The following is a 25,860-nucleotide window of genomic DNA, read 5'->3' as shown; positions in this document are numbered from 1 at the left end:
GAGATGGCACTGATCACTCACAAGCCGACCTCCCCGGGACGCCGCGACGCTGTCAGCGTGCGGACCGAAGGTCTGCACAAGGGCGCACCTTACGCGCCCCTGACCGAATCGCAGTCGAAGACGGGTGGACGCAACCACTACGGTCGCATCACCACGCGTCATCGCGGCGGCGGTCATAAGCAGGCATACCGCATCATCGATTTCAAGCGCGACAAGGAAGGCATTGCCGCCGTTGTCGAGCGTCTTGAATACGACCCGAACCGCACCGCGCACATTGCGCTGCTGTGCTACGCCGACGGCGAGCGCCGCTACATCATCGCGCCGAAGGGCGTGGCGGTGGGTGACCGTCTCGTGTCGGGCTCCGACTCCCCGATCAAGCCGGGCAACTGCCTGCCGCTTCGTTCGATCCCGGTCGGTTCGACGATCCACTGCATCGAGATGAAGCCGGGCAAGGGTGCGCAGATCGCGCGTTCCGCCGGTGCATCGGTCCAGCTGGTCGCTCGTGAGCAGGGTTATGCAACGCTGCGCCTTCGCTCCGGCGAAATGCGTCGCGTACCGGTTGAATGCCGCGCCACCATTGGTGAAGTCGGCAACTCCGAGCACAGCCTGCGCAAGCTCGGCAAGGCCGGTAAGAAGCGCTGGGCGGGTATCCGTCCCTACGGTTCGCGGCGTGGTGATGAACCCGGTCGACCATCCGCATGGCGGTGGTGAAGGTAAGACCTCTGGCGGCCGTCACCCGGTCAGCCCGTGGGGTACCCCGACCAAGGGTTACAAGACGCGTAACAACAAGCGCACCCAGCAGTTCATCGTGCGTCGTCGCAAGTAATTAGGAAACGATCATGCCGCGCTCTCTAAAAAAAGGTCCGTTCGTCGACCTGCACCTCGTGAAAAAGGTGGAAGCCGCCGTTTCCGCCAATAACAAGCGTCCGATCAAGACCTGGTCGCGTCGTTCGATGATTCTGCCGGAGATGGTCGGTCTGACCATCGCCATCCACAACGGCCGCCAGCACGTGCCTGTGTTGATCAACGAGAACATGGTCGGGCACAAGCTCGGCGAGTTCGCGGTGACCCGCACGTACAAGGGTCACGCCGGCGACAAGAAGGGCAAGTGATGAGCACTGAAGCCAAAGCGATCCTGCGCAGCGCCCGCATCTCGGCGCAGAAGGCACGCCTGGTGGCTGACCTGGTCCGCGGTATGCCCGTAGGCCGAGCCAGCGACGTGCTCGCCTTTACCAATAAGAAGGCCGCTCACCTTGTTCGCAAGGTGCTGCTCTCCGCCGTCGCCAACGCCGAAAACAATCTCGGCGCCGACGTTGACGAGCTGAAGGTCGTTCGCATCTTCGTGGACGAAGGTCCGGCGATGAAGCGTATGTACGCCCGCGCCAAAGGCCGCGGTTCGCGCATCCTGAAGCGCACCAGCCACGTTACTGTGGTTGTTGGCAACTGACTGGGGTAAGACACGATGGGTCATAAAGTACATCCCACCGGTATCCGCCTCGGCATTGCCAAGGACTGGAACTCGAAGTGGTACGCCAATAAGGGCGAATACGCGGTGTATCTGCAGGCTGACCTCAAGGTCCGCGAGATGCTCCGTAAGAAGCTCGCCGCCGCCGGTATCTCGAAGATCCAGATCGAGCGCCCGGCCAAGACTGCCCGCGTGACGATCCACACCGCCCGTCCGGGCGTGGTGATCGGCAAGAAGGGCGAGGACATCGAGAAGCTGCGTAAGGAAGTCACCGACATGATGGGCGTTCCGACGCACATCAACGTCAGTGAAGTCCGGAAGCCGGAGCTCGATGCCCAGCTTGTCGCAGAATCCATCGCTCAGCAGCTCGAGCGTCGCATCATGTTCCGCCGCGCCATGAAGCGCTCGGTCGGCAACGCGATGCGCCTCGGTGCCCTGGGCATCAAGATCAACGTTTCCGGCCGTCTGAATGGCGCCGAGATCGCTCGCTCCGAGTGGGCCCGTGAAGGTCGTGTTCCGCTGCATACCCTGCGTGCGGATATCGACTACGGCACCGCCGAAGCCAAGACCCAGTACGGCATCATCGGTGTCAAGGTATGGGTCTATAAGGGCGAGATCTTCGATCTGGCAGCAGCTACCGCCGAGTCGAAGGAAGAACAGCAGCCTCAGCAGTCGCGCCGCGATGGTGGTGAAAACCGCCGCGAGCGGACGGCCAAGTAAGGAGCGTTGCCATGTTGCAACCTAAGCGTACCAAGTACCGCAAGATGCATAAGGGTCGTAATGACGGCCTTGCATTCACTTCCAACCTCGTGAGCTTCGGCGAGTACGGCCTCAAGGCGACGACGCACGGTCAGTTGACCGCGCGTCAGATCGAAGCGGCCCGTCGTTGCATCACGCGCTTCGTCAAGCGTGGCGGCAAGCTCTGGATCCGCGTGTTCCCGGACAAGCCGATCACCCGTAAGCCCATCGAAGTTCGAATGGGTGCAGGTAAGGGTAGCGTCGAGTTCTGGGTCGCCCCGATCCAGCCTGGCCGCATGCTTTATGAAATCGAAGGTGTCGACGAGACGACGGCACGCGAAGCGTTCCGCCTGGCGGCAGCCAAGCTGTCCGTGCAGACTCAGTTCGTCTCAAGGGCGGTGATGTAATGGCCAGCAAAGATATCAACCAGAAGTCGGCGGACGAGCTCAAGCAGGATCTGCTGGACCTTCGCAAGGAGCAGTTCAATCTGCGCATGCAGAAAGGCTCCGGTCAGCTCACCCAGCCGCACCAGCTGCGCCGCGTTCGGCGTGACATCGCCCGCACGAAGTTCGTGCTCGGCGCTAAGAAGTAAGGACGGCGGACATGAGCGAAACCACGAAGACCGCGCGCACCCTTACGGGTCGCGTCATCAGCAACAAAATGAACCAGACCGTGACCGTGCTGATCGAGCGCCAGGTGCAGCATTGGCTGCTCGGCAAGATCATCCGTCGCTCCACGAAGCTTCACGCACATGACGAGACCGGTGCGAACGAAGGTGACCTGGTGCGCATCGCGGAATGCCGTCCGCTGTCGAAGACCAAGCATCACCGCGTGGTCGAAATCATCACGCGCGCTGAAGTCTAAGGAGATCTGCCATGATTCAGGTACAGAGCTCGCTTGCTGCAGCAGATAACAGCGGCGCGAAGGAAATGATGTGCATCAAGGTGCTCGGTGGCTCCAAGCGCCGTTATGCCAGCGTTGGCGATGTCATCAAGGTGACCATCAAGGACGCCATTCCTCGCGGTAAGGTCAAGAAGGGCGAGGTGTACAACGCCGTGGTGGTCCGTACCGCCAAGGGTGTGCGTCGCGCCGATGGCTCCGTTATCCGTTTCGACGGTAACGCTGCCGTCCTCCTCAACAATAAGCTCGAGCCGATCGGTACCCGTATTTTCGGGCCGGTCACCCGCGAGCTGCGCACCGAGAAGTTCATGAAGATCGTCTCGCTTGCGCCTGAAGTGCTCTGAGCGGAGGCCAGACATGAACCGTATCCGCAAGGGTGACAACGTCGTAGTCACCACCGGCAAGAACAAGGGGCAGCGCGGTGACGTGCTGCGTGTCGACGGCGAGCGCGTTGTCGTCTCGAACGTCAACCTCGTCAAGCGTCACACCAAGCCGAACCCCCAGGCCAACCAGCCTGGCGGTATCGTCGAGCGTGAAGCTTCGATCCATATCTCCAACGTACAGCTCTTCAACTCCGCCACGAACAAGGGCGAGCGCGCTGGCACCAAGACGCTCGAGGACGGGCGCAAAGTGCGCGTGTTCCGTTCTGGCGAAGTCGTTGACGTGTAAGGAACCGAAGTCATGACCCGCCTTGAAACGTTTTACAAAGAGTCGGTAATGTCGAAGCTCACTGAGCGCTTCGGTTACCAGAACGTCATGCAAGTCCCGCGCATCTCGAAGATCACGCTCAACATGGGCGTCGGCGAAGCAGCCGGTAACAAGAAGATCCTCGAGAACGCGGTCGCTGACATGACCAAGATCGCCGGCCAGAAGCCGATCACGACGAAGGCCCGCGTGTCGGTCGCCTCGTTCAAGATCCGCGACGGTTGGCCGATCGGTTGCAAGGTCACGCTGCGTCGTGCCCAGATGTGGGAATTCCTGGATCGCCTGATCAACATCTCGCTGCCGCGTACGCGCGACTTCCGTGGTGTCTCGGGCCGTGCTTTCGATGGCCGTGGTAACTACAACTTCGGCATCAAGGAACAGATCATTTTCCCGGAAATCGACTTCGATCAGGTTGATGCGCTGCGCGGTATGGATATCTCCATCACCACCACCGCCAAGACCGACGAAGAAGCCAAGGCGCTGCTGGAAGCTTTCAGCTTCCCGTTCCGCAACTGATTACAGGTAGAACATGGCTAAGACCTCGATGATCCAGCGCGATGTTAAGCGCACCAAGCTCGTCAAGAAGTTCGCTACCAAGCGTGCCGAACTGAAGGCGATCGTCCTGAACTCCACCGCCTCTTATGAAGAGAAGATGGAAGCTCAGACGAAGCTGCAGAAGCTCCCGCGTGATGCCAGCCCGTCGCGTCAGCGTAACCGCTGCGCACTGACCGGTCGTCCGCGTGGCGTCTACAGCAAGTTTGGCCTCGGTCGCAACAAGCTGCGCGAAGCCACCATGCGCGGCGATGTGCCGGGCCTGCGTAAGGCTAGCTGGTAAAAAACTCGCCATCGGCGGGGCAAGCTGTTATAGTCGTCGGTCTGCGCAACGCAGACCGACTTCTGTCGGCTTTACAATTTAAAGATTTCCGGTAATTCGGATATCGGTGCACTCTCAAGGGTTTTCTTATGAGCATGACTGATCCCATCGCCGATCTGTTTACGCGCATCCGTAATGGCCAGGCATCTGGCAAAGCGGTTGTTCGTATGCCGTCGTCGAAAATGAAGCTGGCCCTCGCGCAGCTCCTGCAGAAAGAGGGTTATATCCTCGACGCCCGTTCCGCTGATGAAGCGGGCAAGCCGGTCCTCGAGATCAAGCTGAAGTACTTCGAAGGCCTTCCGGCTATCGAAACCATCTCCCGTGTCAGCCGTTCCGGTCTCCGCGTCTACCGCGGCAAGGACGAGCTGCCGAAGGTCCTCGGCGGCCTGGGCATCTCCATCATCTCGACTTCCGCCGGTCTCCTGACCGACGCTCAGGCCCGTGCTAAGGGTCTTGGCGGCGAAGTCATCGGCCAGGTGGCGTAAGGAGTCCCGTATGTCACGTGTAGCCAAGTTGCCTATCAATCTCCCGAAGGGCGTCGAAATCTCGATCGCCAACGGTACTGTCTCCGTCAAGGGCCCGAAGGGCACCCTGACGACCCATGAGCTGCCGGGCGTTACGTTCCAGCAGGAAAATGGCGTCGCCACGGTCGTCCTCGCCGATGGCGCCGACGACAAGTTCGGTGGCACGGCTCGCGCCGTCGTCGCCAACATGGTCCAGGGCGTCACCGCTGGCTTCGAGAAGAAGCTCGAGCTGGTCGGCGTGGGTTATCGCGCACAGCTTGCCGGTAAGTCCGTCAACCTTTCGCTCGGTTTCTCGCACCCGGTGGTCTTCGAGGCGCCGGAAGGCATCACCATCGAAGTCCCGACGCAGACCGAAATCCTGATCAAGGGCGCTGACAAGCAGCTCGTGGGTCAGACGGCGGCGAAGATCCGTGCATTCCGTTCGCCGGAGCCTTACAAGGGCAAGGGCGTCCGTTACGCGGGCGAGAAGATCATCCTGAAGGAAGCCAAGAAGGCCTAATCGGTCTATCCGCTTCCTGGAGATAAAACGATGAACAAGAACGATTCCCGCCTGCGCCGCGCCAAGTCGACCCGCTCTCACATCCGTGAGCTCGCGGTTCACCGCCTTAGCGTGCACCGCACCGGTCAACACATTTACGCCCAGGTCTTCGCACCGAACGGCACCGTCGTGGCAGCCGCCTCGACCGTGCAGTCCGCGGTTGCTGAAGGTCTCAAGGGTACGAAGAACATGGAAGCCGCTACCACGGTAGGCCGCGTCGTTGCTGAGCGCGCCAAGGCCGCTGGCATCGAGTCTGTCGCGTTCGATCGCTCGGGTTTCCGCTATCACGGTCGCATCAAGGCTCTCGCCGATGCAGCGCGTGAAGCCGGCCTCAAGTTCTAAGAGGCGTCAGGCGACAACATCGGCTCTTCGGGGCCGGTGTTGCCCGATTTAGTTACTACAACTCCAAGCGGCGACCGAGCCGTAAACAGAAGTCCCGGCTAATTATCATTCCGGGCTATCAGGAAAAGAGATGTCCTCGACAGATCGCGAAAATTCAGATGGCATGCTTGAAAAGCTTATTGCCGTCAACCGCGTGGCCAAGACCGTCAAGGGTGGCCGCCAGATGAGCTTCACCGCGCTGACGGTTGTTGGCGACGGCGAAGGCCGCGTCGGTTTTGGTTATGGCAAGGCGCGTGAAGTGCCGGTCGCCATTTCCAAGGCCATGGAACGCGCCCGTCGCAACATGGTCACGATTGAACTGAACCAGGGCACGCTGTGGTACGCCATCAAGGCCAACCACGGTGCGGCTCGCGTCTACATGCAGCCCGCTTCCCAGGGTACCGGCGTCATCGCCGGCGGCGCCATGCGCGCTGTCCTCGAAGTGGTCGGTGTGAAGGACGTGCTCGCCAAGGCCGTCGGCTCGCGCAACCCGATCAACCTCGTCCGCGCGACGATCAAGGGTCTGCAGGCCGTCGCATCGCCGAAGCGCATCGCCGCCAAGCGTGGCAAGACGATCGAAGAGGTCCTCGGCAATGGCTAAGAACACCGAAACCGCCGCTGGCGGTACCGTCCGCGTCCGCCTGGTCAAAGGCCTGCGCGGTGTGCAGGGTCGTCATCGTCTGAGCGTGAAGGCCCTTGGCCTGAGCCACATCAACGATGTGCGCGAACTGAAGGATAGCCCGCAGGTCCGTGGCCTTATCAATAAGGTCTACTACCTGGTTCGGGTCGAGGAGTAAGAATCATGCGTCTTAACGATCTACGTCCCGGTAAGGGCGCTCGCAAAACCCGCACCCGCGTTGCTCGCGGTATTGGTTCCGGCCTCGGCAAGACTGCCGGCCGCGGCCATAAGGGTCAGCATGCACGTGCCGGTGGCACGCATCGCTACGGTTTCGAAGGCGGCCAGATGCCGCTGCAGCGTCGCCTCCCGAAGGTTGGCTTCCGCTCGCTGAAGAAGCGCGACACCGAAGAAGTGCGTCTGTACCAGCTCGCCGCCATCAAGACCGACACGATCGATCTGATCGCCCTTCACGCTGCCGGTCTCGTGACCAGCCGCGCGAAGAAGGTCAAGATCGTCCTCAAGGGTGAAATCACCCGCGCGGTCAAGCTTACGGGCCTGCTTGCGACGGCCGGCGCCAAGGCGGCTATCGAAGCCGCCGGCGGCAGCGTGGAGTAATCAGGTGGCAGCAGCGCAGGGCACAACGCTCGGCTCGCTGGGCAAACTGACGGAACTTCGTCAGCGCATCTTCTTCTTGATTGGTGCGCTGGTGGTCTTCCGCCTCGGTTCGTTCATTCCCGTTCCGGGCGTGAATCCCGAGGCGATGACCAGCCTGGTTGAGGGTGGCGGCGGTCTGTTGAACATGGTCAACATGTTCTCCGGTGGTTCGCTTTCCCGCTTCTCGGTGTTCGCTCTCGGTGTGGTGCCGTATATCTCGGCGTCGATCGTGGTGCAGATGATGGGCTCGGTCATTCCGTCGCTCATGGCTCTGCGCAAGGAAGGCGAGTCGGGTCGTCGCAAGATGACCATGTACACGCGCTTCGGCACGGTTGGCCTGGCGGCATTCCAGGCGTTCGGCATCGCGGTTGCCCTGCAGAAGCAGGTCGGCGCGAGCGGTCCGGTGGTCTATATGCCCGGTGCGGGCTTCGTCATGGCATCCGTCGTCGGTCTCACCGCCGGCACGATGTTCCTGATGTGGCTCGGCGAGCAGATCACGGAGCGCGGTATCGGCAACGGCATCTCGATGCTGATCTTCGCCGGTATCGTGGCCGGTCTCCCGGGTGCCATCGCGCACACGCTGACCATGGCGAACAACGGAGAGCTGTCGGTTCTGAAGTTGCTCATGGTGACCGCGCTGATCCTGGCGGTAACCGCTTTCGTGGTGTTCATGGAGCGCGCCCAGCGGCGTATCACCGTGAACTACGCGAAGCAGGGCAGCCAGCGCCAGTTCCAGCGCCAGACTTCGCACCTGCCGCTGAAGATCAACATGGCGGGTGTCATTCCGCCGATCTTCGCGACCAGCCTCTTGCTCTTCCCCGCGACCGCGGCGACCTGGTTCGGCACCGCCCACCAGTCGCGTTGGTTGCAGTGGTTGACCACGGCGCTGAGCCCGGGTGAACCGGTGCACGACATCGTGTTTGCGGTGCTGGTGATCGGGTTCGCCTTCTTCTATACGGCGATCGTGTTCAACTCGCAGGAAACGGCCGATAACCTCAAGCGTTCGGGCGCGTTGATTCCGGGCATCCGTCCGGGTCGCGCCACGGCAGACTATATCGATGGCGTCATGACCCGGCTTACCGGTGTTGGCGCGGTTTACATCGTCCTGGTCTGCCTGGTGCCCACGTTCATGCAGAACGCCTGGCACGTACCGTTCTATTTCGGCGGCACTTCGCTGCTGATCGTGGTGGTGGTGGTGATGGACTTTACGGCTCAGGTCCAGGCCCATCTCGTCAGCCACCAGTACGAGAGTCTGCTTAAGAAGTCCAATCTCCGTCGCAGCTGATACGCAGCGGAGACCCCCAAGTAGGGGAGGCCTTGGCGCCCAGCGCCGCAGGACTTCCCGTTTAGGTTAATTCAGGTTAGAATTGCGCGTTTACCGCGCACGAAACGCATCGGAGACAGTACATCATGGCGCGCATCGCGGGTGTCAATTTGCCAGTCCAGAAGCATGTCTGGGTCGGCCTGCAGAGCATTTATGGAATCGGCCGTTCGCGGGCGAAGAAGGTTTGCGTCGACTCGGGCGTGGTTCCGACCACTCCCATCAAGTCGCTTAGCGAAGGTGAGGTCGAGAAGATCCGCGCCGAAATCGCCAAGTACACGGTCGAGGGCGATCTTCGCCGCGAGATCGGTATGGCGGTCAAGCGTCTGATGGACCTCGGTTGCTATCGTGGCCTGCGCCACCGTCGCGGCCTGCCGGTGCGCGGCCAGCGCACGCGTACCAACGCCCGTACCCGCAAGGGTCCGCGTCGTCCGATCAAGAAGTAACGGATACCGATTATGGCTAAGCCGGTTAAAACCAAGAAGAAGATCAAGCGCGTTGTCACGGATGCCGTGGCCCACGTGCAGGCTTCTTTCAACAACACCATCGTCACCATCACCGATCGCCAGGGCAATGCCCTGTCGTGGGCGACTGCAGGCGGCGCGGGTTTCCGCGGCTCCCGTAAGTCGACCCCGTTCGCCGCGCAGGTGGCAGCCGAAAAGGCTGGCCGCGCTGCTGGCGACTACGGTGTGAAGACCGTGGAAGTTCGCATCAAGGGCCCCGGCCCGGGCCGTGAGTCGGCCGTGCGTTCGCTGAATGCGTTGGGCTACAAAGTGCTCAACATTATTGACGTCACGCCGATTCCGCATAACGGCTGCCGTCCCCCCAAGAAGCGTCGCGTCTAAGGAGCATACCCATGGCCCGTTATCGTGGAGCTACCTGCAAACTTGCGCGTCGTGAAGGTGCCGACCTCGGTCTTAAGAGCCCGGCCCGCGCGCTTGATTCCAAGTGCAAGCTCGAGAACAAACCCGGTCAGCATGGCGCAAACAAGCGCGCCCGCCTGTCCGACTACGCCGTCCAGCTGCGTGAAAAGCAGAAGGTAAAGCGCATCTATGGTGTGCTCGAGCGTCAGTTCAGCAACTACTACACCAAGGCTTCGACCCAGAAGGGCAACACGGGTGAAAACCTGCTGCGTCTCCTGGAAAGCCGTCTCGACAACGTCGTTTTCCGCATGGGTTTCGCGGTTACCCGCGCCCAGGCTCGTCAGCTCGTGGCCCACAAGGCCGTGACGGTCAATGGCAAGAAGGTCAACGTGCCTTCCTACCACGTCCGTCCGGGCGACGAAGTCTCGCTGACCGAAAAGGCTCGCAGCCAGCTGCGCGTCCAGGAAGCAGCGACGGTCTTTGACACGATGGACCTTCGTCCGTCGTGGGTCGAGGTCGACAGCAAGAAGTTCGCAGGCACGTTCAAGGCTGTGCCGGATCGCGGTGATCTGCCGGCCGACATCAACGAAGCCCTGATCGTCGAGCTTTACTCGAAGTAATTCACCGGAGCCTTGCATGGCAGTTTCGTCAACTAGTGTGCTGCGGCCTCGTGGCCTCAGCGTCGAGCAGCTCGGCGCGAACCGCGCTAAGGTGGTGGTCGAGCCGCTCGAGCGTGGCTTTGGTCACACCCTGGGCAACGCGCTGCGTCGCGTGCTGCTCTCTTCGATCCCGGGCAGCGCCATCGTCGAGGTCGAAATCGACGGCGTTCTGCACGAGTACACCACCCTTGAGGGTCTGCAGGAGGACGTGATCGAAGTCCTGCTCAACCTCAAGGATGTCGCCATCCGTCAGCACAGCGGTGATGAAGTCACCCTGACGCTGTCGAAGAAGGGCAAAGGCGTGGTCACCGCAGGCGATATCGCGGTCGACCATTCCGTAGAAATCGTCAACCCGGACCACGTGATCTGCCACCTCACCAAGGATGTGGCACTGAACATGCGTCTGAAGGTGCGTCGCGGCGTCGGCTACCAGCCGGCCAGCGCGCGCCAGCATCCGGATGACGAGACGCGGCCGATCGGCCGTCTGCAGCTCGACGCCTCGTTCGCGCCGGTCCTGCGCGTGGCTTATGAAGTTGATGCCGCTCGTGTCGAGCAGCGCACCAACCTCGATAAGCTCGTGCTGGATATCGAGACGAACGGCACGATCGGTGCTGAAGACGCTGTCCGCAAGGCGGCTGAAATCATCAACGACCAGCTGTCGGTTTTCGGCGATTTCTCGCGCCGCGAGAGCGATTCGACCAAGGCGGAGAAGGGCGGGTTCGATCCGCTCCTGCTGCGTCCGATCGACGATCTCGAACTGACGGTCCGTTCCGCCAACTGCCTCAAGGCCGAAAGCATCTACTACATCGGCGACCTGGTCCAGAAGACCGAGGTCGAGTTGTTGAAGACGCCGAACCTTGGCAAGAAGTCGCTGACGGAAATCAAGGATGTGCTCGGTGGGCGTGGTCTTGCCCTCGGCATGAAGCTCGAAAACTGGCCGCCGCCGGGTCTTTCCCACGGTATGCAGCTGGGCTGATTCAAACGGGGCGACCGCACTTCGGTCGCCCCGATTCTTTGTTCCATCCGGCGGATGCTGCGCGCATTTCCACCGGAATTCCAAAGCGGTCCAAAGAGGCCGTGCTCTTATAGCGAGGCGTTCTTACAGCCTTGCATCAGCGGGTAACCCGCGGGAAGCCAACTCATTCCGAGCGGCTTTTCATAACAACAGACCTTAGAGAGTAAACGCCATGCGCCACCAGAAATCCGGTCGCAAGCTCAACCGCACGAGCAGCCACCGCGAAGCCATGTTCAAGAACATGGCCGCGTCGCTGATCAAGCACGAGCTTATCCGTACCACCCTTCCCAAGGCGAAGGAACTCCGTCGCGTCGCCGAGCCGCTCATCACGCTCGCCAAGACCGACGGCGTTGCCAACCGCCGCCTCGCTTTCGCGCGTCTGCGCGACAAGCAGGCCGTCGGCAAGCTCTTCGTCGAGCTCGGTCCCCGCTACCAGTCGCGTCCCGGTGGCTACCTGCGCATCCTCAAGTGCGGCTTCCGTCCGGGCGACCACGCTCCGATGGCGTATGTCGAACTGGTGGATCGCCCGGCCAAGACCGAAGCGGTCGACGCCGAGTAAGCGTCGACAAAGCTGATTCGAACGAACCCCGGCAGGGCAACCTGCCGGGGTTTTTTCGTTTTTGCATTGCGACCGGCTTTTTGCGGTATTCCTTACGCAAGCTGTTGATCCTTGGTTACAAAAGAAACTTTACGCAGTTGCTGACAAGCACGTGCACAAAGGGTTAACGTGGGCGTTCCCCACCCCATATTGCTTCTATGAACCTCTCGTTCCGCGGTCGCTACCTTGCCGGTTTCGCAGTCTGTGTGGCCCTCATGGCGTTTGCGCTGTATGCGCAGTACGTCATGCAACTGGATCCATGCCCGCTATGCATTTTCCAGCGCATTGCTGTCTGCACCATGGGGCTGTTCTTCCTGATCGGCGGCCTGCACGCGCCCCGCAAAACGGGTACCCGCAGCGTTTACGCCCTCCTGATCACGCTCGGCGGACTCTGGGGTATCGCCACGGCCGGTCGCCATCTGTGGCTGCAGTCGCTTCCGGCGGCGGACGTGCCTGCATGTGGTCCTGGGCTCGGTTACCTGTTCGACGCGTTTCCTTTCACGAAGATGCTCAAGCTGGCATTCACCGGGTCCGGCGAGTGCGCAAAGATCGAACCGATCCTCGGCATCCCCATGCCCGGCTGGACGCTGTTCTGGTTCATCGTGCTGACCGTCTGGGCGCTCGTCGCCATTCGCCGCACCGTCCGTTGATTTCCCGCGCCACACACGGCGCACATACGAAGGCACCACCGTCATGCAGCACTCCCTCAAAGCCGTAGCACCCTCGTCCCTCGACTGGGCGCCGGGTTCGTGGCGGTCGAGGACCGCCCTCCAGCAGCCGACGTATAACGACGCCGACGAACTCAACCGCGCACTCGAGCAGCTCGGTCAGCTGCCGCCGCTGGTTACCTCGTGGGAAATCCTCGCCCTCAAGCAGCGCATCGCCGAGGCGCAGGATGGCGAGCGTTTCCTGCTTCAGGGTGGCGACTGCGCGGAAAGTTTCGCGGACTGCAACAGCCCGATCATTTCCAACCGCCTGAAGGTGCTGCTGCAGATGAGCCTTGTGCTTGTCCACGGCCTGAAGAAGCCTGTCCTGCGCGTTGGCCGTTTCGCCGGCCAGTATGCGAAGCCGCGTTCGGCCGACAGTGAAACGCGCGACGGCGTGACCTTGCCGGCATTCCGCGGCGATCTGGTCAACAGCCCTGAGTTCACCCCGGAAGCCCGTCGCGCGGATCCGAATCGGCTGATCAAGGCGCACGCACGTTCCGCGATGACGATGAACTTCGTCCGTGCGTTGATCGATGGCGGTTTCGCGGATCTGCATCATCCCGAGTACTGGGACCTCGCATGGGTCGAGCACTCGCCGCTCGCCGCAGAGTACCGCCGCATGGTGGCCAGCATCGGCGACTCGTTGCGCTTCATGGAAACGCTTGCGGGGCAGTCGATCTCGAGCTACTCGCGCGTCGATTTCTACACCTCGCACGAAGCCCTGCTGCTGCACTACGAGGAAGCGCTCACGCGCCAGGTGCCACGTCAGGACGGCTGGTTCAACCTGTCGACGCACTTCCCGTGGATCGGCATGCGCACAGCGGCGCTGGATGGCGCGCACACGGAGTACTTCCGTGGCATCCGCAATCCGATCGCGGTGAAGGTGGGCCCGACGGTGCAGGCGGACGATCTGCTGCGCCTGATCGACGTACTCAATCCGAACGAGGAGCCTGGCCGGCTGACCCTGATTCATCGCATGGGCAACGACAAGATTGGCACGCACCTGCAGCCGCTGCTCGAAGCCGTGAAGCGGGAAGGGCGTCGCGTCCTCTGGGTGGCCGATCCGATGCATGGCAACACCGAGAGCACGACGAACGGCTACAAGACCCGCCGCTTTGCGAACATCGCCGGCGAGCTCGACCAGGCTTTCGATATCCATGCGGCGGCGGGTACGCGTCTGGGTGGCGTGCATCTCGAGCTGACCGGTGAAGACGTGACCGAGTGCCTTGGTGGCGCCCGCGACCTCGTCGAAGGCGATCTCGATCGTGCCTACCGCTCCATGGTCGATCCCCGCCTGAACTACGAACAGTCGCTGGAAATGGCCATGCTCATCGTCCGGAAGTCCGGCGGCATGATTTAAGCATCGCCTACATGTCGTATCGAGCCCGGCTTCATGCCGGGCTTTTTTTCGGTTCTTCGCGGCATGACGGGGACCCTGAAGACGTCTCCTCAGTCGTTCTGCGATTGCCTGCTACCAGCTCACGCCGCGTCGGGGCCAGACGTCACGGCGCAGAGCCTTCGGTGCCTGGACGTAGCGGCGCAGAGCCTTCGGTGCCCACCCTCGCTGCTCAGACACCCCTTCGCGTTTCGTACCGGAAAGGCCGCTACCGCGGCCCATGTTCTTATTTGGCCTACGGCCGCTCCACTTGTCGGGAACTCGCCTCGAGGGTGGGCACCGAAGCCTCTTCCCATTCCTGAGGTTCGTGGGGTCGAGCCGACGAAGCAACGCCGCTCCGGCTGTCGGGTCATCGCCATCGTCAAGCGCTCGACCGTCTCGCCAGTCGCGATCGTCCGTGTGAGTCAGCGCAGCGGCGAAGAAGACGCTCAACGAGCCGGAATGCACGAACAGCACGACGGCCGTGACGGCCGGCTCCGGCCACACCGCCCAGCGGCCCTCCTCCCAGCTGACCGTATCGTCGTGAGAGACCTTGGTGTCCACCCTCGAGGCGAGTTCCGGACAAGTGGAGCGGCCGTAGGCCAATAAGAACATGAGCCGCGGAGCGGCCTTCCTTCTCGAACGCGGAGGACTGTCTGAGCAGCGAGGGTGGGCACCAAGGTCTCCCCCGCGATGCGCCCAAGTGTAGGAGGCGATGGCAAAAGCCGAGCCACGTGCGAGGTGCGAGGTGCGAGGTGCCGCGCCGCGGCCCCAAGGACCTTCCCCCTCGCGGCTTCCTACGCCCGCAACGCATGTTGCGCGCGCGCCCACGCCACATGCTCGCGCACAACCTCAGACGGATCGTCCGCCCGGGCGTCCAGCGCGGCCAGGATATCGGCGCTCGTCGGCGCATTACCAAGACCGACGGCGAGATTGCGCAGCCAGCCTTCGTAGCCCGTGCGGCGGATCGCCATGCCTTCGGTGCGCGAGAGAAACTCCGCTTCGCTCCACGCGAAGAGATCGACGAGCCTGGGGCCATCGAGACTATGCCGCGGCGCGAAGTCGGGCTCGGTGGCTTCCTGGGCGAACTTGTTCCATGGGCAGATCAGCTGGCAGTCGTCGCAACCGAAGATGCGATTGCCAATGGGTGCGCGGAGTTCTTCCGGAATGCTGCCCTTGAGCTCGATGGTGAGATAGGAAATGCATTTGCGCGCGTCGAGGCGGTACGGCGCGACGATGGCCTGCGTGGGGCAGATATCGATGCAGCGACGGCAGCTGCCGCAGTGCGCCGTGGCCGGCTGGTCCACGGGCAAGGGGAGATCGGTGTACAGCTCGCCGAGAAAGAAGTATGAGCCGGCACGCTTGTTGATCACGACGGTGTGCTTGCCGATCCAGCCCAGGCCGGCGTTGCGGGCGAGGGCTTTTTCCAGCACGGGCGCTGAATCGACGTAGGCGCGGTAGCCGAAGTCGCCGATCCGCTCGCCGATGCGTTCCGCCAGCTTCTGCAGTCGGTTACGCATGACCTTGTGATAGTCGCGGCCGAGGGCATAGCGCGCGACATAGGCCTTGTCGCCGTCGTTGATCACGTCCCAGGCATTCGCGGTGCCGGGTGGAATGTAGTCCATCCGGACGGAGATCACGCGGAGCGTGCCCGGCTCGAGTTCGGCCGGCCGGCTCCGACGGGTGCCATGGCGCGACATGTATTCCATCTCGCCGTGATGGCCGTCCGCGAGCCAGCGCTCCAGATAGGCCTCGTCGTTGCCGAGGTCGGTGCCGGATATGCCGACATCCGCAAAGCCGAGCTCGCGCGCCCACGCCTTGATGTCGGTGGCGAGAGCGGCGTAATCGATGGAAGGCGGGGTGGACATACGTGCATTCTACTTGCCCCTTCTATAATCCCCCGATGACCGCCCCCCAGCTCGGCACCGCTCTCTTCACTTCGGCGCAGGCCCGCGCGATCGACCAGCGCGCCACCGCTGACCTCGGCATTCCTGGCTTCGAGCTGATGACGCGTGCGGCTGCGGCGGCGTTCGCCATGCTGCGCGAGCGCTGGCCAGCCGCCCGGCAGCTCCGCGTGGTCTGTGGCGCGGGCAACAACGGCGCCGATGGCTACCTGGTCGCCCGCGATGCGCTCGCGGCGGGACTGGCGGTCAACCTGATCGCCCTGGGCGACCCGAAAGGTGCCGACGCCGTGCAGGCCCGCGACGCCTATCTTGCCGCCGGTGGTCATCCGGGGCCGTTCGCCGGCTGGGCCAATCTCCCGCGCGCTGACGTGTTGGTGGACGCGATCTACGGCACCGGCCTCAATCGCGCGCCGGAAGGCGAGGCTCATGACGCCATCGAGGCGATGAATGCCACGGGCGCACCGATTCTCGCCCTGGATATCCCCTCCGGACTCTCCGCCGACACGGGCGCGATGCCCGGCGCGGCGATCCGTGCGGAGGCGACGGCGACCTTCATCGTGCACAAGCGTGGCCTGCATACGTTCCATTGCGAGGTCGCCGGTGTGGTTGAACTGCATACGCTCGGCCTGCCGCACTCGGTGCTGGAATCGCCCGACTCCCACCTGCTGTTGCCAGGACACCTGCCACCGCGACCGCGCGAGTCAAACAAGGGCACGAACGGTCACGTCCTCGCAATAGGTGGCGATCACGGCACAGGGGGCGCGGTTCGCATGGCGGCCGAAGCGGCGCTGCGCACGGGCGCTGGCCTGGTGAGCGTCGCAACCCGCGAGGAAAACGTAGTGGCGATGAATGCGGCACGCCCCGAGCTGATGGCGCATGGCGTGAATGGGCCACAGGCCTTGCAGCCAATGCTGGAAAAGGCATCGGTGCTCGCGCTGGGCCCCGGGCTTGGTCAGGCGGCCTGGGGTCACGCCCTCTGGACGACAGCGTTGGATGCCGACCTGCCCACCGTCCTCGACGCGGATGGCCTCAACCTGCTTCATGCCGAAGAGCGCGCTCTCCCGCGAACGGTCGTACTCACGCCGCATCCGGGCGAGGCAGGGCGTCTGCTCGGTATCGACACCAAGGCAGTGCAGGCCGACCGTTTTGCCGCTGCCCGTGAGATGGCCCGGCGCTTCAAAGCCGTCGTTGTGCTCAAGGGCAATGGCAGCCTGATCGCCTCGCCGGGTGGCGAGGTCAGCGTGTGCCCCTGGGGCAACCCGGGCATGGCCAGTGGCGGCATGGGCGACACCCTGACGGGCATCATTGCCGCGCTGCTGGGGCAGGGGTGCGATGCCTACGAGGCGGCCTGCCTCGGCGTCAGCCTGCATGCGCGTGCCGGCGATGTCGCCGCCCGGCATGGCGAGCGGGGACTGCTCGCCGGCGACCTGCTTGACCCCTTACGCCGGCTTGTGAACGGACTGGACGCATGAGCGACGTGGTTGAGCTGATTCTCGCCGACGAGGACGCCACCATGGCGCTGGGTCGTGATCTGGCGGCGATCCTGCCCGCTGACGGTCTGGTCGCCTTCCTCTACGGTGATCTCGGTGCAGGCAAGACAACCTTTGCCCGGGCATTCCTTCAGGCGCTCGGCGTGGGCGAACGGGTGAAAAGCCCGACGTACAGCCTGGTCGAGGGCTACGACGTCGGTGAGCGAAAAGCATTCCACCTGGACCTCTACCGCATCGCGGATCCGGGCGAGTTGGAGTGGCTGGGGCTGGACAGCCTGGCGGAGCCAGGCGCGATCGTGCTCGTGGAATGGCCTGAACGAGGCGCCGGTGCCCTCCCGCCGGTGGACCTGGCCTTGAGTTTTCGCCACGACGGGGCGGGAAGGGCCGTATGTTTCGAGCCGAGGTCACCCCTTGGTGGACGAGTGGTTGCTTCCTTGACACGCGGCGGCTGAAAGCGCCCGCAGCGACCCGCAGCAGAGTCCCGTTCGCCCTTCATCCCTGAAAACAAGGGCTTTTCTTCGCCGTGCGCTGTCTCGCTTGTCGTACAAACCTGTACGCGCGTTGACGAAGGTTTCGCAGGTTATGGATTATCAAGGGAAAACGTCTTGCATTCGTCGGGCGCTTGCAGTTCAATCCGGGCCGTATGAGGGGAATGACTATCAAACTTGGCCTGCTTGCGTGCGTGACCGCCATCGCGATGCTGACCGCTGCTTCTGCATCGGCCGCTGACGTGAAGGCCGCCCGTGCCTGGGCCGGCCCCGAATACACGCGCGTGGTCTTCGACCTGTCCGGCCCGGCGTCCTACAAGATGTCGCAGGGCGACGTACCCGGCAGCGTCGTGTTGGACATTGCCAGCAGCTCGGTCACGGGTGATTTCGCCGCGCCCGGCGGGCAGGGCCTGTTCAAGTCGATGACGGTGAGCAAACAGGGTGGCTCGGCGCGCATGGTCGCGACGGTCGACCCGAAGGCCAAGCCGAAGAGCTTCCTGCTCAAGCCGGCGGGCGACTACGGCTACCGCCTGGTCCTCGATCTTTACCCGGGCGGCCAGAGCGACCCCGGCGATAACCCGCCGCGGACGATCGACCACGATTCGCCGTCCGTTGCGGCCGCCGAGGCGAGCGACGATACCGACTCCGGGGCCGATACCCCGGCACCGACACCGACGCCGAGCCGCGCCACGCGCGGTTCGCGGGGCAAGAGCGTGCCGGCCGGCCGGCCGCCGATGTTGCCGACGGGCGACCGCAAGGTCGTCGTCGCGATCGACGCAGGTCACGGCGGCGAAGATCCTGGCGCGAAGGGTGCGACCGGCCTGCGCGAGAAAGACGTCACGCTCCAGGTGGCCCGCGAACTCGCCGACCAGATCAACCGCCAGCCCGGCATGCAGGCCGTGCTGACGCGCAACGGCGATTACTTCATTCCCCTGAAGCGTCGCTACGAGATCGCCCGCGAGCACAACGCGGACATGTTCGTCTCCATTCACGCCGACGCCTTCAAGAACGGCGACGCGAAAGGCTCTTCCGTCTGGGTGCTGTCGCCACGCGGCAAGACCAGCGAGGCCTCGCGCTGGCTGGCCGATCGCGAAAACCGCGCCGACCTGGTCGGTGGCGTCTCGCTGGACGACAAGGACGACAGCCTTGCGGCCGTCCTGCTCGACCTGCAGCAGGGCTATGCCATGCAGGCCAGCGAATCGATCGCCGGCAACGTGCTGAAGGCCCTCGGCCGCCTCGGGCCCACTCATCGCGGTTACGTCGAGCGCGCCAACTTCGTCGTGCTGCGCTCGCCGGACGTACCCTCGATCCTGGTCGAGACGGCCTTCATTACCAATCCGGCAGAGGAAACCCGCCTGCGCGACGACGGGCATCGTCGGGAGCTTGCCACGGCCGTCCTCGGCGGTGTGCGCAACTACTTCGAGTCGATGCCACCACCGGGTACGTGGTTTGCTGTCCAGGCCGCGCGTCGCAACGGAACCTCGCTGGCCAGCACCGCGGCCTCCGCGCCAGCGGCACCCGCCGTGGCCGCCGATGCCGGCGCCGTGGCATCCGATGCGGTGAAGGCGGCAAGCCGCGCTACCCCGTCGAAGCGGACACTGGCGAAAGCCGATGCGCCGCAGCCGTCGGCGCGCGCGTCGAGCGGCCGGGCTGACGACAACGTTCGCGATCTCCACCGCGTCAATCGCGGTGAGACGCTTACCGGCATCGCCAACCAGTACGGCGTGTCGGTCGGTGCGCTCAAGATGGCCAACAAGATGAACGACGATAACGTCCGCATCGGTTCGGTCATGGTGATTCCATCCGGCTGAGCGTGGTTCGGCAGCTGAGGGGGCCTTGGGCTATCCTTTCGACCTGAAAGCACGTCAGGTCGCCCCACTCATGCCCAGCATCCGTCCCCTGCCGCCCGAGCTGATCAACCAGATCGCGGCCGGCGAAGTGATCGAGCGTCCCGCCTCCGTGGTGAAGGAGCTCGTCGAGAACAGTATCGACGCCGGTGCCCGCCGCATCGAGGTCGACATCGAGCAGGGTGGCACCCGGCTCATCCGTGTGCGCGACGACGGCGGCGGCATTCCGCGCGACGAACTCGCACTCGCCGTGGCGTCGCACGCGACGAGCAAGATCGGCAGCTTCGATGACCTCGAGCGTGTCGCCAGCATGGGCTTTCGTGGTGAAGCGCTGGCGTCGGTGTCGTCCGTCGCGCGCTTTTCGTTGACGTCGAGGCATCAGGGCGAGGACGCCGCATGGCGAATCGAGGTCGACGGTGGCCGCCTGCAGGACGCGCGCCCTGCGCAGCATCCGCCCGGTACGACGATCGAGGTACGCGACCTGTTCTACAACGTGCCGGCACGCCGAAAGTTCCTTCGTGCAGAACGCACCGAGTTCGCGCACATCGACGACTTGCTGAAGTCGCTGGCACTGGCCCGCGAGGGCGTCGACATCCGGCTCACCCACAACGGCAAGCCAGTGCGCCTGCTCAAGCCTGCGCGTGACGAGAACGCCGCCCTCGCTCGCGTTGCCGAAGTGCTTGGTCCCGAATTCCCCGGGCAGGCCTTGCGCGTGGAGCATGAGGCCGCCGGATTGCGCCTGTCGGGTTGGGTCGGCTTGCCGACCGCATCCCGGTCGCAGGCAGACCAGCAATATTTCTACGTTAATGGCCGGCTGGTGCGCGACCGCATCGTTGCGCACGCCGTGCGCCAGGCCTACTCGGACGTACTGTTCCATGGGCGCCATCCGGTTTTCGTGCTGTTCCTCCAACTCGATCCGACGGGCGTGGATGTGAACGTGCATCCGGCAAAGAGCGAGGTGCGTTTTCGGGAACAGCGCCTTATCCATGATTTCCTCTTCCGCACCCTGCATGAAGCGCTCGCGCAGACGCGCGCGGGCGCGACAGCGCCTGCTGTCGACACCGCCTTCCAGGGGGCGTCGGCCAGCGGCGCGTATGGCGGGGTTGGAACCTATCAGGCTACCGGTACGCAGGGATCGACGGCGCTGCCTTCATGGCCGCAGTCGTCCAGTCAGTCGCGGCTGAGCCTCGGTGTTCGTGAGGAACCTCTCGCTGGGTACGCCACGTTGTTCGGCGCCCCATCAGGGCCGCGCCCGACCGGCTCCTGGACGCCGCCGGCCGGCGATGAGCCGGACGCCGGCAGCGACGTACCGCCGCTGGGTTACGCCATTGCGCAGCTGAAAAATATCTACGTCCTCGCCGAGAACGAGCACGGCCTCGTGCTGGTCGACATGCACGCGGCGCACGAGCGCATCACGTACGAGAAGCTCAAGAACGGTCGCGTCACAGCCAACCTGCGCTCGCAGCTCATGCTCGTGCCCTTGTCGATCGCGGTGAGCGCGCGTGAGGCCGCGGCGGCGGAAGAGCATGGCGACGCGCTTGCGGAGTGGGGCCTGGAGCTCTCGCGCAGCGGACCCTCCGGCGTCGTCGTTCGTCGCATTCCTTCCTTGCTGGAAGGTGCCGACGTGGCCCAGCTCACCCGTGACGTACTCGCCGAACTGGCCCAGCACGGCAGCTCGCGTCGCCTCGAGGAACTTGAGAACGAACTGCTTTCGACCATGGCTTGCCACGGTTCGGTTCGCGCCGGACGCCGCCTGGGTATTCCCGAGATGAACGCGCTCCTGCGGGAAATGGAAGCCACCGAACGATCGGGGCAATGCAACCACGGCCGGCCCACCTGGGTACAGTTATCGCTTGGCGAGCTGGATCGCCTGTTCCTTCGCGGCCGCTGATTCGCGCCTGTTTTAGCGTTATGCTGGACGGATAGACGTCCAAACGAGGTATCGCCATGATCCGCTCGCTCGCCTTTGCTTCCGTGTTCGCCGTGGCCACGGGCAGCGCCCTTGCCGGTGATGACTACACCGCCGCCGTTGGCAAGGCCCGCGCGGAGCGCCTGCAGACGCTGAAAGCGCCGGATGGCTGGCTAAGCCTCATCGGCCTGGAATGGCTGCAGCCCGGTACGAATCGCATCGGCAGCGCGGCGGACAACGACATCGTGCTCAAGGCCGGCCCGGCACACCTGGGCACGATCACCCTGGACGACACCGGTGCGGCCACGATCGAACTGGCCAAGGGCAGTGGCGCCCTGGTCGACGGCCGGGAGGTTCAGCGCGCGACCCTCGTCGACGACGGTGGCACCGGGCGCAAGGCCACCGAGGTGAGCTTCGGCTCGGCGAAATTCCTTGTCATTGCGCGCGAGGGCAAGAAGGCCTTGCGGGTGAAGGACGAGAACGCCGATTCGCGCGTGCACTTCGCAGGCATCGATTATTTCCCGATCGACTCGTCATGGCGCGTCGTCGCCGACTGGATCCCGTTCGATCCGCCCCATGAGCTGGAAATCGGCAACATCCTTGGTGGTATCGACAAGGAGAAGGTGCCGGGCAAGGCGGTTTTCGTCCGCGACGGCCACACGTTCGAGCTGTACCCGATCCAGGAAGAACCCGATTCGCTGTTCTTTGTTTTTGCCGATCGCACCAGTGGCAAGGAAACGTATGGGGCGGCGCGTTTTCTCGACACCGCGCTGGCGAAGGACGGCAAGCTGGTCCTCGATTTCAACGAGGCCCGAAACCCGCCGTGCGCTTTCACGCCTTATGCCACCTGTCCGCTGGCGCCGCCGGAGAACCGGCTGGATGTACGCGTGACGGCGGGGGAGAAGAAGTATGCCGGTGGGCATGGGTGATCAAACGCCCTTGAACGAAGCCTTCCGACGCTCGAGGAACGCGCTCGTCCCCTCACGCATATCATCGGTCGAAAATGCGATCGCGAAGCCCTGGGTCTCGAAGGCCAGACCCTGGTCGATGGCGCATTCGCCACCCTCGATCACGGCTTCCAGGATGCCTTTGAGCGCCAGCGGCGCGGCCGCCGCGAGCTGGTCGGCCAGGGCCTCGACGGTTGCATCGAGTTCCCCGGCGGGGACCACGCGCGCCACGATGCCGAGCCGTTCGGCACGCGCGGCATCGATCTGCTGGCCGAGCAGGCAGAGTTCCAGTGCCGCACCACGACCGGCCAGACGTGTAAGCCGCTGCGTACCGCCGAAGCCCGGGATGAGGCCCAGGCCGATCTCGGGCTGGCCGAAGCGGGCCTTCTCGCTGGCCACGCGAAGGTGACAGGCCATGGCCAGCTCCATACCGCCGCCCAGGGCATAGCCCTGTATCTTGCCGATGACCGGCTTCCCCAGTCGTTCCACCGCCAGCATGAGGTCCTGGCCGGCACGCGATGCCGCCTGCGCCCTGACCGGTGACCATGCGGTCATTTCCGAGATATCCGCACCCGCCACGAACGCCTTCTCGCCAGCGCCGGCCAGGATCACGACGCGGACGCTGTCGTCCATCGCGGCCTGCCGGAAGGCCAGCGTCAGCTCGGCGATGGTTTCCTGATTGAGGGCATTGAGCTTGTCGGGGCGATTGACCGTGATCGTGCGGACGGCCTCGCGATCGGAGGTGAGGAGGTTACGGAAAGCCATGGCGGTTCCTGGCGATGGGATGAGGAGGCGGATGGTAACAGGGGAACCTTTGCCTCCCGCAGGCGTCTGATGGCGAATGGGCGGCCTCGTGGCCGATGGACTATCCTCCACGCACGCTCAAAGTTCCGGATTCACGGAGAACGGGATGTCACCCTTGCGTTTCCTGGTCATTGGCCTGTCGCTACTCAGTGGCGCGGCGCTCGCACAGTCGGCCCCGACCGCGCCGGTCTCCGGCGCGCCGGCGATCGACAAGACCAAGCTGTCCTACGCGATCGGCTACCAGATCGGTACGCAGTTCGCCAACAGCGCGCAGCCCGATGTCGACATTGCCGTACTGGTAAAGGCCTTGCAGGACGGTTATGCAAAGCGCGCGCCGGGCGTCTCCATCGATGTCATGCAGCAGCAGCTGGTCAATTTCGACGCGAAGGTTCAGCGGGACTCTGTCGTCGAGTTCCGCCGCGTTGCCCTGGCGAACGCCCAGCGCAGCGCTGACTTCCTCGCGCATAACCGCACACGTCCTGGCGTTGTCACCCTGCCGTCGGGCATCCAGTACGCCGTGCTCGCCAAGGGCCGAGGCGCGCAGGCGCAGACGACCAGCACCGTGGTGGTGAACTATCGCGGCGCCCTGATCGACGGCACCGAGTTCGACAGTTCCTACGCGCATGGCAAGCCGGTAACGTTCACCGTCAACCGCGTCATTGCCGGCTGGCAGGACGTGATCCCGCGCATGCATGTGGGCGATAAATGGAAAGTGGTGATCCCGTCGGCTCTGGCCTATGGCGAGCGGGGCGAGCTGCCTCGCATCGGGCCAAACGAAGCCCTCGTCTTCGATATCGAACTGGTTGATATCCAGCCGTAAGCTAGAATGGTCGACGGTATGGCCATCGTCCCCTCGACAACACTCCCCCTGACTCCCTGCACCGGCGTGTGCCGACTCGACGCGCGCGGGCTGTGCGAGGGCTGCCTGCGCACGGGTGACGAGATCGCCCGCTGGTCCACGATGGACGATGCGCAGAAGCTCTGGATCATGGACGACGTCCTGCCGCACCGGCAGCCGGGCTGATGGACGATCTTCTCGCGAAACTGCGTGGCGCCTTGCTTCCCCTGGAGGCGCCGCCGGGTCCGCGTGGCTGGAACCACGACGACATGGCCGAATTGATCGGCACCGCGCCGCGACGTCCCGCCGCCGTGCTCATCGGCATTCGCGACGACCGTGAGCAGCGCGTGGTGCTCACGGTGCGCACCGACACCTTGCAGCAGCACGCCGGCCAGGTGGCCTTTCCCGGTGGACGTGTCGAGCCCGAGGACGTGAACGTTGTCGCCACGGCGCTGCGCGAAAGCGAGGAGGAGATCGGGCTCGACGCCGGCATGGTGACGCCGCTGGGTTTCCTCGAGGCGTTCGAAACGATCAGCGGTTACTCGGTCACTCCCGTGGTGGCGCGCATCGACGCGAATGCGGTGCTGAAACCGGATCCGGGTGAGGTGGCGGAAGTCTTCGAGGTTCCCTTCGCTTTTTTCCTCGAGCCAGCCAACCTGCGCCGGTATACGATGGATTTTCGCGGTCATCGACGCGAGATGGTCGAATTCCTCCATGCCGGTTATCGGATTTGGGGTGTCACCGCGGCGATTCTCTACAACCTCCTTAAGCGGATGGGCCATCCATGAAGATTTCGCGCACGCTGATCGATGTCGAGACTGCCGAACGACTCCCCGCCAGCGAGGTCCTGTTCGTTGACTGCCGCTTCGATCTTGCCGATGCGGGGAAGGGCGATCGTGACTACGCGGCGGCGCACATTCCCGGAGCTGTACGGGCCGATCTGGACCGTGATCTTGCCGACATGGCCACGCCATCGAATGGGCGCGGTCGCCATCCCTTGCCCGAGGCCCCGTCGTTCTCCGCGTGGCTCTCGCATGCCGGATGGCGGCCCGATGTGCAGGTGGTGGCCTATGACGCCGCCGGTGGTGCGCTGGCGGCGGCGCGTTTCTGGTGGCTTGCCCGTCTTGCCGGCATCGACAACGTGGCCGTGCTCGACGGTGGCTGGGTGGCGTGGATCGCCGCCAAGCTGCCGGTGGACGATGTGCCAGTGGCGCGCGAAGCCACCGCCGTCCATGTGGTTTTCGACGACGCCGGAATCGTTGGCGCCGACGAACTCGCCGCGGGCGTAGCGAGTGGTCACGTCCTCTTGCTCGATGCCCGCGCCACGCCGCGTTATCGCGGCGATATCGAGCCGCTCGATCCGGTTGCCGGGCACGTGCCGGGTGCGCGCAATCATCCGTTTGCAGACAACCTCGAGGCGGATGGACGATTCCGCACGCCTGAAGAATTACGTCGCGACTTCAAAGCGGTGCTGAGTGCGCATACGGCCGATGAGGTCGTGCATATGTGCGGGTCGGGCGTTACCGCCTGCCATAACCTGCTGGCGATGGAATACGCGGGGCTTTGCGGGTCGCGGCTTTATGCGCCGTCGTGGAGTGGGTGGGTGAGTGACCGGTCGCGGGGCGTGGCGTTGGGTGACGCGACGTAAAGAGCATCGCCGATGAATCGGCTCCCACATACGGCAGACCTGTGGGAGC

33 protein-coding genes and 2 pseudogenes are annotated in these 25,860 nt (G+C 63.8%); 33 read left to right on the top strand and 2 right to left on the bottom strand.

Going from position 1 to position 25,860, the window contains the following annotated elements; all coding sequences use genetic code 11:
• Nucleotides 1-3: 3 nt before the first annotated feature.
• The 25 genes and pseudogenes from rplB to ACVWWJ_RS18385 all read left to right on the top strand — a co-directional run bounded on the left by rplB (nt 4) and on the right by ACVWWJ_RS18385 (nt 13,921).
• Nucleotides 4-826, top strand: a pseudogene (rplB, locus tag ACVWWJ_RS18505) (50S ribosomal protein L2).
• A gap of 13 nt (nt 827-839) precedes the next feature.
• Nucleotides 840-1,112 (top strand): 30S ribosomal protein S19, encoded by a 273-nt coding sequence (gene rpsS, locus ACVWWJ_RS18500; RefSeq protein ID WP_029213892.1) that lies wholly within the window; start codon nt 840-842, stop codon nt 1,110-1,112.
• Nucleotides 1,112-1,447 carry a 50S ribosomal protein L22 gene (gene rplV / locus ACVWWJ_RS18495; RefSeq protein ID WP_046967252.1) on the top strand — a complete coding sequence of 112 codons (336 nt, stop codon included), beginning with the start codon at nt 1,112-1,114 and terminating at the stop codon, nt 1,445-1,447. The genes rpsS and rplV overlap by 1 nt, the downstream gene beginning before the upstream one ends.
• A gap of 15 nt (nt 1,448-1,462) precedes the next feature.
• Nucleotides 1,463-2,185, top strand: a complete 723-nt coding sequence (rpsC, locus tag ACVWWJ_RS18490; RefSeq protein ID WP_046967251.1) for a 30S ribosomal protein S3 — start codon at nt 1,463-1,465, stop codon at nt 2,183-2,185.
• Between the two features lie 11 nt (nt 2,186-2,196).
• On the top strand, nt 2,197-2,610 hold the full coding sequence (gene rplP, locus ACVWWJ_RS18485; RefSeq protein ID WP_159893984.1) for a 50S ribosomal protein L16: 414 nt from the start codon (nt 2,197-2,199) through the stop codon (nt 2,608-2,610).
• On the top strand, nt 2,610-2,795 hold the full coding sequence (gene rpmC / locus ACVWWJ_RS18480; RefSeq protein WP_046967249.1) for a 50S ribosomal protein L29: 186 nt from the start codon (nt 2,610-2,612) through the stop codon (nt 2,793-2,795). The genes rplP and rpmC overlap by 1 nt, the downstream gene beginning before the upstream one ends.
• An 11-nt stretch (nt 2,796-2,806) precedes the next feature.
• Nucleotides 2,807-3,067, top strand: coding sequence for a 30S ribosomal protein S17 (gene rpsQ, locus ACVWWJ_RS18475; RefSeq protein WP_159893986.1), 261 nt, complete (start codon nt 2,807-2,809; stop codon nt 3,065-3,067).
• 11 nt (nt 3,068-3,078) lie between these two features.
• Nucleotides 3,079-3,447 carry a 50S ribosomal protein L14 gene (gene rplN, locus ACVWWJ_RS18470; RefSeq protein ID WP_046967247.1) on the top strand — a complete coding sequence of 123 codons (369 nt, stop codon included), beginning with the start codon at nt 3,079-3,081 and terminating at the stop codon, nt 3,445-3,447.
• A gap of 13 nt (nt 3,448-3,460) precedes the next feature.
• Nucleotides 3,461-3,772, top strand: a complete 312-nt coding sequence (gene rplX, locus ACVWWJ_RS18465; RefSeq protein WP_159893988.1) for a 50S ribosomal protein L24 — start codon at nt 3,461-3,463, stop codon at nt 3,770-3,772.
• Between the two features lie 12 nt (nt 3,773-3,784).
• A complete protein-coding gene (gene rplE / locus ACVWWJ_RS18460; protein ID WP_159893990.1) occupies nt 3,785-4,324 on the top strand; it encodes a 50S ribosomal protein L5 in 540 nt (179 codons plus the stop codon).
• A gap of 13 nt (nt 4,325-4,337) precedes the next feature.
• Nucleotides 4,338-4,643 (top strand): 30S ribosomal protein S14, encoded by a 306-nt coding sequence (rpsN, locus tag ACVWWJ_RS18455; RefSeq protein WP_159893992.1) that lies wholly within the window; start codon nt 4,338-4,340, stop codon nt 4,641-4,643.
• Between the two features lie 128 nt (nt 4,644-4,771).
• Nucleotides 4,772-5,167 (top strand): 30S ribosomal protein S8, encoded by a 396-nt coding sequence (gene rpsH / locus ACVWWJ_RS18450; RefSeq protein ID WP_063570887.1) that lies wholly within the window; start codon nt 4,772-4,774, stop codon nt 5,165-5,167.
• 10 nt (nt 5,168-5,177) lie between these two features.
• Complete coding sequence (gene rplF / locus ACVWWJ_RS18445; RefSeq protein ID WP_159893994.1) at nt 5,178-5,705, top strand: 50S ribosomal protein L6; 528 nt, start codon at nt 5,178-5,180, stop codon at nt 5,703-5,705.
• A gap of 30 nt (nt 5,706-5,735) precedes the next feature.
• Entirely contained in the window at nt 5,736-6,086 is a 351-nt protein-coding gene (gene rplR / locus ACVWWJ_RS18440) for a 50S ribosomal protein L18 (protein ID WP_159893996.1), read from the top strand.
• A gap of 130 nt (nt 6,087-6,216) precedes the next feature.
• Nucleotides 6,217-6,726: a 30S ribosomal protein S5 gene (rpsE, locus tag ACVWWJ_RS18435; RefSeq protein ID WP_046967240.1), complete on the top strand. Its 510-nt coding sequence runs from the start codon at nt 6,217-6,219 to the stop codon at nt 6,724-6,726.
• Nucleotides 6,719-6,922 (top strand): 50S ribosomal protein L30, encoded by a 204-nt coding sequence (gene rpmD / locus ACVWWJ_RS18430; RefSeq protein WP_063570890.1) that lies wholly within the window; start codon nt 6,719-6,721, stop codon nt 6,920-6,922. The genes rpsE and rpmD overlap by 8 nt, the downstream gene beginning before the upstream one ends.
• Before the next feature lie 5 nt (nt 6,923-6,927).
• Nucleotides 6,928-7,359, top strand: a complete 432-nt coding sequence (gene rplO / locus ACVWWJ_RS18425) for a 50S ribosomal protein L15 (RefSeq protein WP_159893998.1) — start codon at nt 6,928-6,930, stop codon at nt 7,357-7,359.
• A 4-nt stretch (nt 7,360-7,363) separates the two neighbouring features.
• Nucleotides 7,364-8,683 carry a preprotein translocase subunit SecY gene (secY, locus tag ACVWWJ_RS18420; protein ID WP_046967237.1) on the top strand — a complete coding sequence of 440 codons (1,320 nt, stop codon included), beginning with the start codon at nt 7,364-7,366 and terminating at the stop codon, nt 8,681-8,683.
• A gap of 125 nt (nt 8,684-8,808) precedes the next feature.
• Complete coding sequence (gene rpsM, locus ACVWWJ_RS18415; protein ID WP_046967236.1) at nt 8,809-9,165, top strand: 30S ribosomal protein S13; 357 nt, start codon at nt 8,809-8,811, stop codon at nt 9,163-9,165.
• A 12-nt stretch (nt 9,166-9,177) separates the two neighbouring features.
• Complete coding sequence (rpsK, locus tag ACVWWJ_RS18410) at nt 9,178-9,564, top strand: 30S ribosomal protein S11 (protein WP_007513384.1); 387 nt, start codon at nt 9,178-9,180, stop codon at nt 9,562-9,564.
• 11 nt (nt 9,565-9,575) lie between these two features.
• Nucleotides 9,576-10,202, top strand: coding sequence for a 30S ribosomal protein S4 (gene rpsD, locus ACVWWJ_RS18405; protein WP_159894000.1), 627 nt, complete (start codon nt 9,576-9,578; stop codon nt 10,200-10,202).
• Nucleotides 10,203-10,218: 16 nt separating this feature from the next.
• Nucleotides 10,219-11,217, top strand: a complete 999-nt coding sequence (locus tag ACVWWJ_RS18400; protein WP_036115434.1) for a DNA-directed RNA polymerase subunit alpha — start codon at nt 10,219-10,221, stop codon at nt 11,215-11,217.
• 211 nt (nt 11,218-11,428) lie between these two features.
• Complete coding sequence (gene rplQ / locus ACVWWJ_RS18395; RefSeq protein ID WP_159894002.1) at nt 11,429-11,815, top strand: 50S ribosomal protein L17; 387 nt, start codon at nt 11,429-11,431, stop codon at nt 11,813-11,815.
• A 197-nt stretch (nt 11,816-12,012) separates the two neighbouring features.
• Nucleotides 12,013-12,504 carry a disulfide bond formation protein B gene (locus ACVWWJ_RS18390; RefSeq protein WP_159894004.1) on the top strand — a complete coding sequence of 164 codons (492 nt, stop codon included), beginning with the start codon at nt 12,013-12,015 and terminating at the stop codon, nt 12,502-12,504.
• A 43-nt stretch (nt 12,505-12,547) separates the two neighbouring features.
• A complete protein-coding gene (locus tag ACVWWJ_RS18385) occupies nt 12,548-13,921 on the top strand; it encodes a class II 3-deoxy-7-phosphoheptulonate synthase (RefSeq protein ID WP_159894006.1) in 1,374 nt (457 codons plus the stop codon).
• A gap of 812 nt (nt 13,922-14,733) precedes the next feature.
• Here ACVWWJ_RS18385 and queG read toward each other — a convergent pair.
• Nucleotides 14,734-15,804, bottom strand: coding sequence for a tRNA epoxyqueuosine(34) reductase QueG (queG, locus tag ACVWWJ_RS18380; protein ID WP_456969016.1), 1,071 nt, complete (start codon nt 15,802-15,804; stop codon nt 14,734-14,736).
• A 35-nt stretch (nt 15,805-15,839) separates the two neighbouring features.
• Here queG and ACVWWJ_RS18375 point away from each other — a divergent pair, with 35 nt between their 5' ends.
• The 5 genes from ACVWWJ_RS18375 to ACVWWJ_RS18355 all read left to right on the top strand — a co-directional run bounded on the left by ACVWWJ_RS18375 (nt 15,840) and on the right by ACVWWJ_RS18355 (nt 22,503).
• On the top strand, nt 15,840-17,312 hold the full coding sequence (locus tag ACVWWJ_RS18375; RefSeq protein WP_456969015.1) for an NAD(P)H-hydrate dehydratase: 1,473 nt from the start codon (nt 15,840-15,842) through the stop codon (nt 17,310-17,312).
• Nucleotides 17,309-17,782: a tRNA (adenosine(37)-N6)-threonylcarbamoyltransferase complex ATPase subunit type 1 TsaE gene (gene tsaE, locus ACVWWJ_RS18370; RefSeq protein ID WP_456969014.1), complete on the top strand. Its 474-nt coding sequence runs from the start codon at nt 17,309-17,311 to the stop codon at nt 17,780-17,782. Before ACVWWJ_RS18375 ends, tsaE begins: the two co-directional genes overlap by 4 nt.
• Nucleotides 17,783-17,973: 191 nt before the next feature.
• Nucleotides 17,974-19,629: an N-acetylmuramoyl-L-alanine amidase gene (locus ACVWWJ_RS18365; RefSeq protein ID WP_456969013.1), complete on the top strand. Its 1,656-nt coding sequence runs from the start codon at nt 17,974-17,976 to the stop codon at nt 19,627-19,629.
• Between the two features lie 70 nt (nt 19,630-19,699).
• Nucleotides 19,700-21,556 carry a DNA mismatch repair endonuclease MutL gene (gene mutL, locus ACVWWJ_RS18360; protein WP_456969012.1) on the top strand — a complete coding sequence of 619 codons (1,857 nt, stop codon included), beginning with the start codon at nt 19,700-19,702 and terminating at the stop codon, nt 21,554-21,556.
• Between the two features lie 56 nt (nt 21,557-21,612).
• Nucleotides 21,613-22,503 carry a DUF1684 domain-containing protein gene (locus ACVWWJ_RS18355; protein ID WP_456969011.1) on the top strand — a complete coding sequence of 297 codons (891 nt, stop codon included), beginning with the start codon at nt 21,613-21,615 and terminating at the stop codon, nt 22,501-22,503.
• Here the strand turns inward: ACVWWJ_RS18355 and ACVWWJ_RS18350 are convergent, their stop codons facing one another.
• Entirely contained in the window at nt 22,504-23,286 is a 783-nt protein-coding gene (locus ACVWWJ_RS18350) for an enoyl-CoA hydratase-related protein (protein WP_159894020.1), read from the bottom strand. It lies immediately after the preceding gene.
• A 145-nt stretch (nt 23,287-23,431) separates the two neighbouring features.
• Here ACVWWJ_RS18350 and ACVWWJ_RS18345 point away from each other — a divergent pair, with 145 nt between their 5' ends.
• The 3 genes and pseudogenes from ACVWWJ_RS18345 (at nt 23,432) to ACVWWJ_RS18335 (ending at nt 25,811) form a co-directional block, all read left to right on the top strand.
• Nucleotides 23,432-24,145, top strand: a complete 714-nt coding sequence (locus tag ACVWWJ_RS18345; protein WP_159894022.1) for an FKBP-type peptidyl-prolyl cis-trans isomerase — start codon at nt 23,432-23,434, stop codon at nt 24,143-24,145.
• An 18-nt stretch (nt 24,146-24,163) separates the two neighbouring features.
• Nucleotides 24,164-24,951, top strand: a pseudogene (locus ACVWWJ_RS18340) (CoA pyrophosphatase).
• Entirely contained in the window at nt 24,948-25,811 is an 864-nt protein-coding gene (locus ACVWWJ_RS18335; protein ID WP_456969010.1) for a sulfurtransferase, read from the top strand. The pseudogene ACVWWJ_RS18340 and the gene ACVWWJ_RS18335 overlap by 4 nt, the downstream one beginning before the upstream one ends.
• Nucleotides 25,812-25,860: the final 49 nt, after the last annotated feature.

It is taken from the genome of Luteibacter sp. HA06 (assembly GCF_054061215.1).
This window is presented reverse-complemented; position numbering and strand designations above follow the sequence as displayed.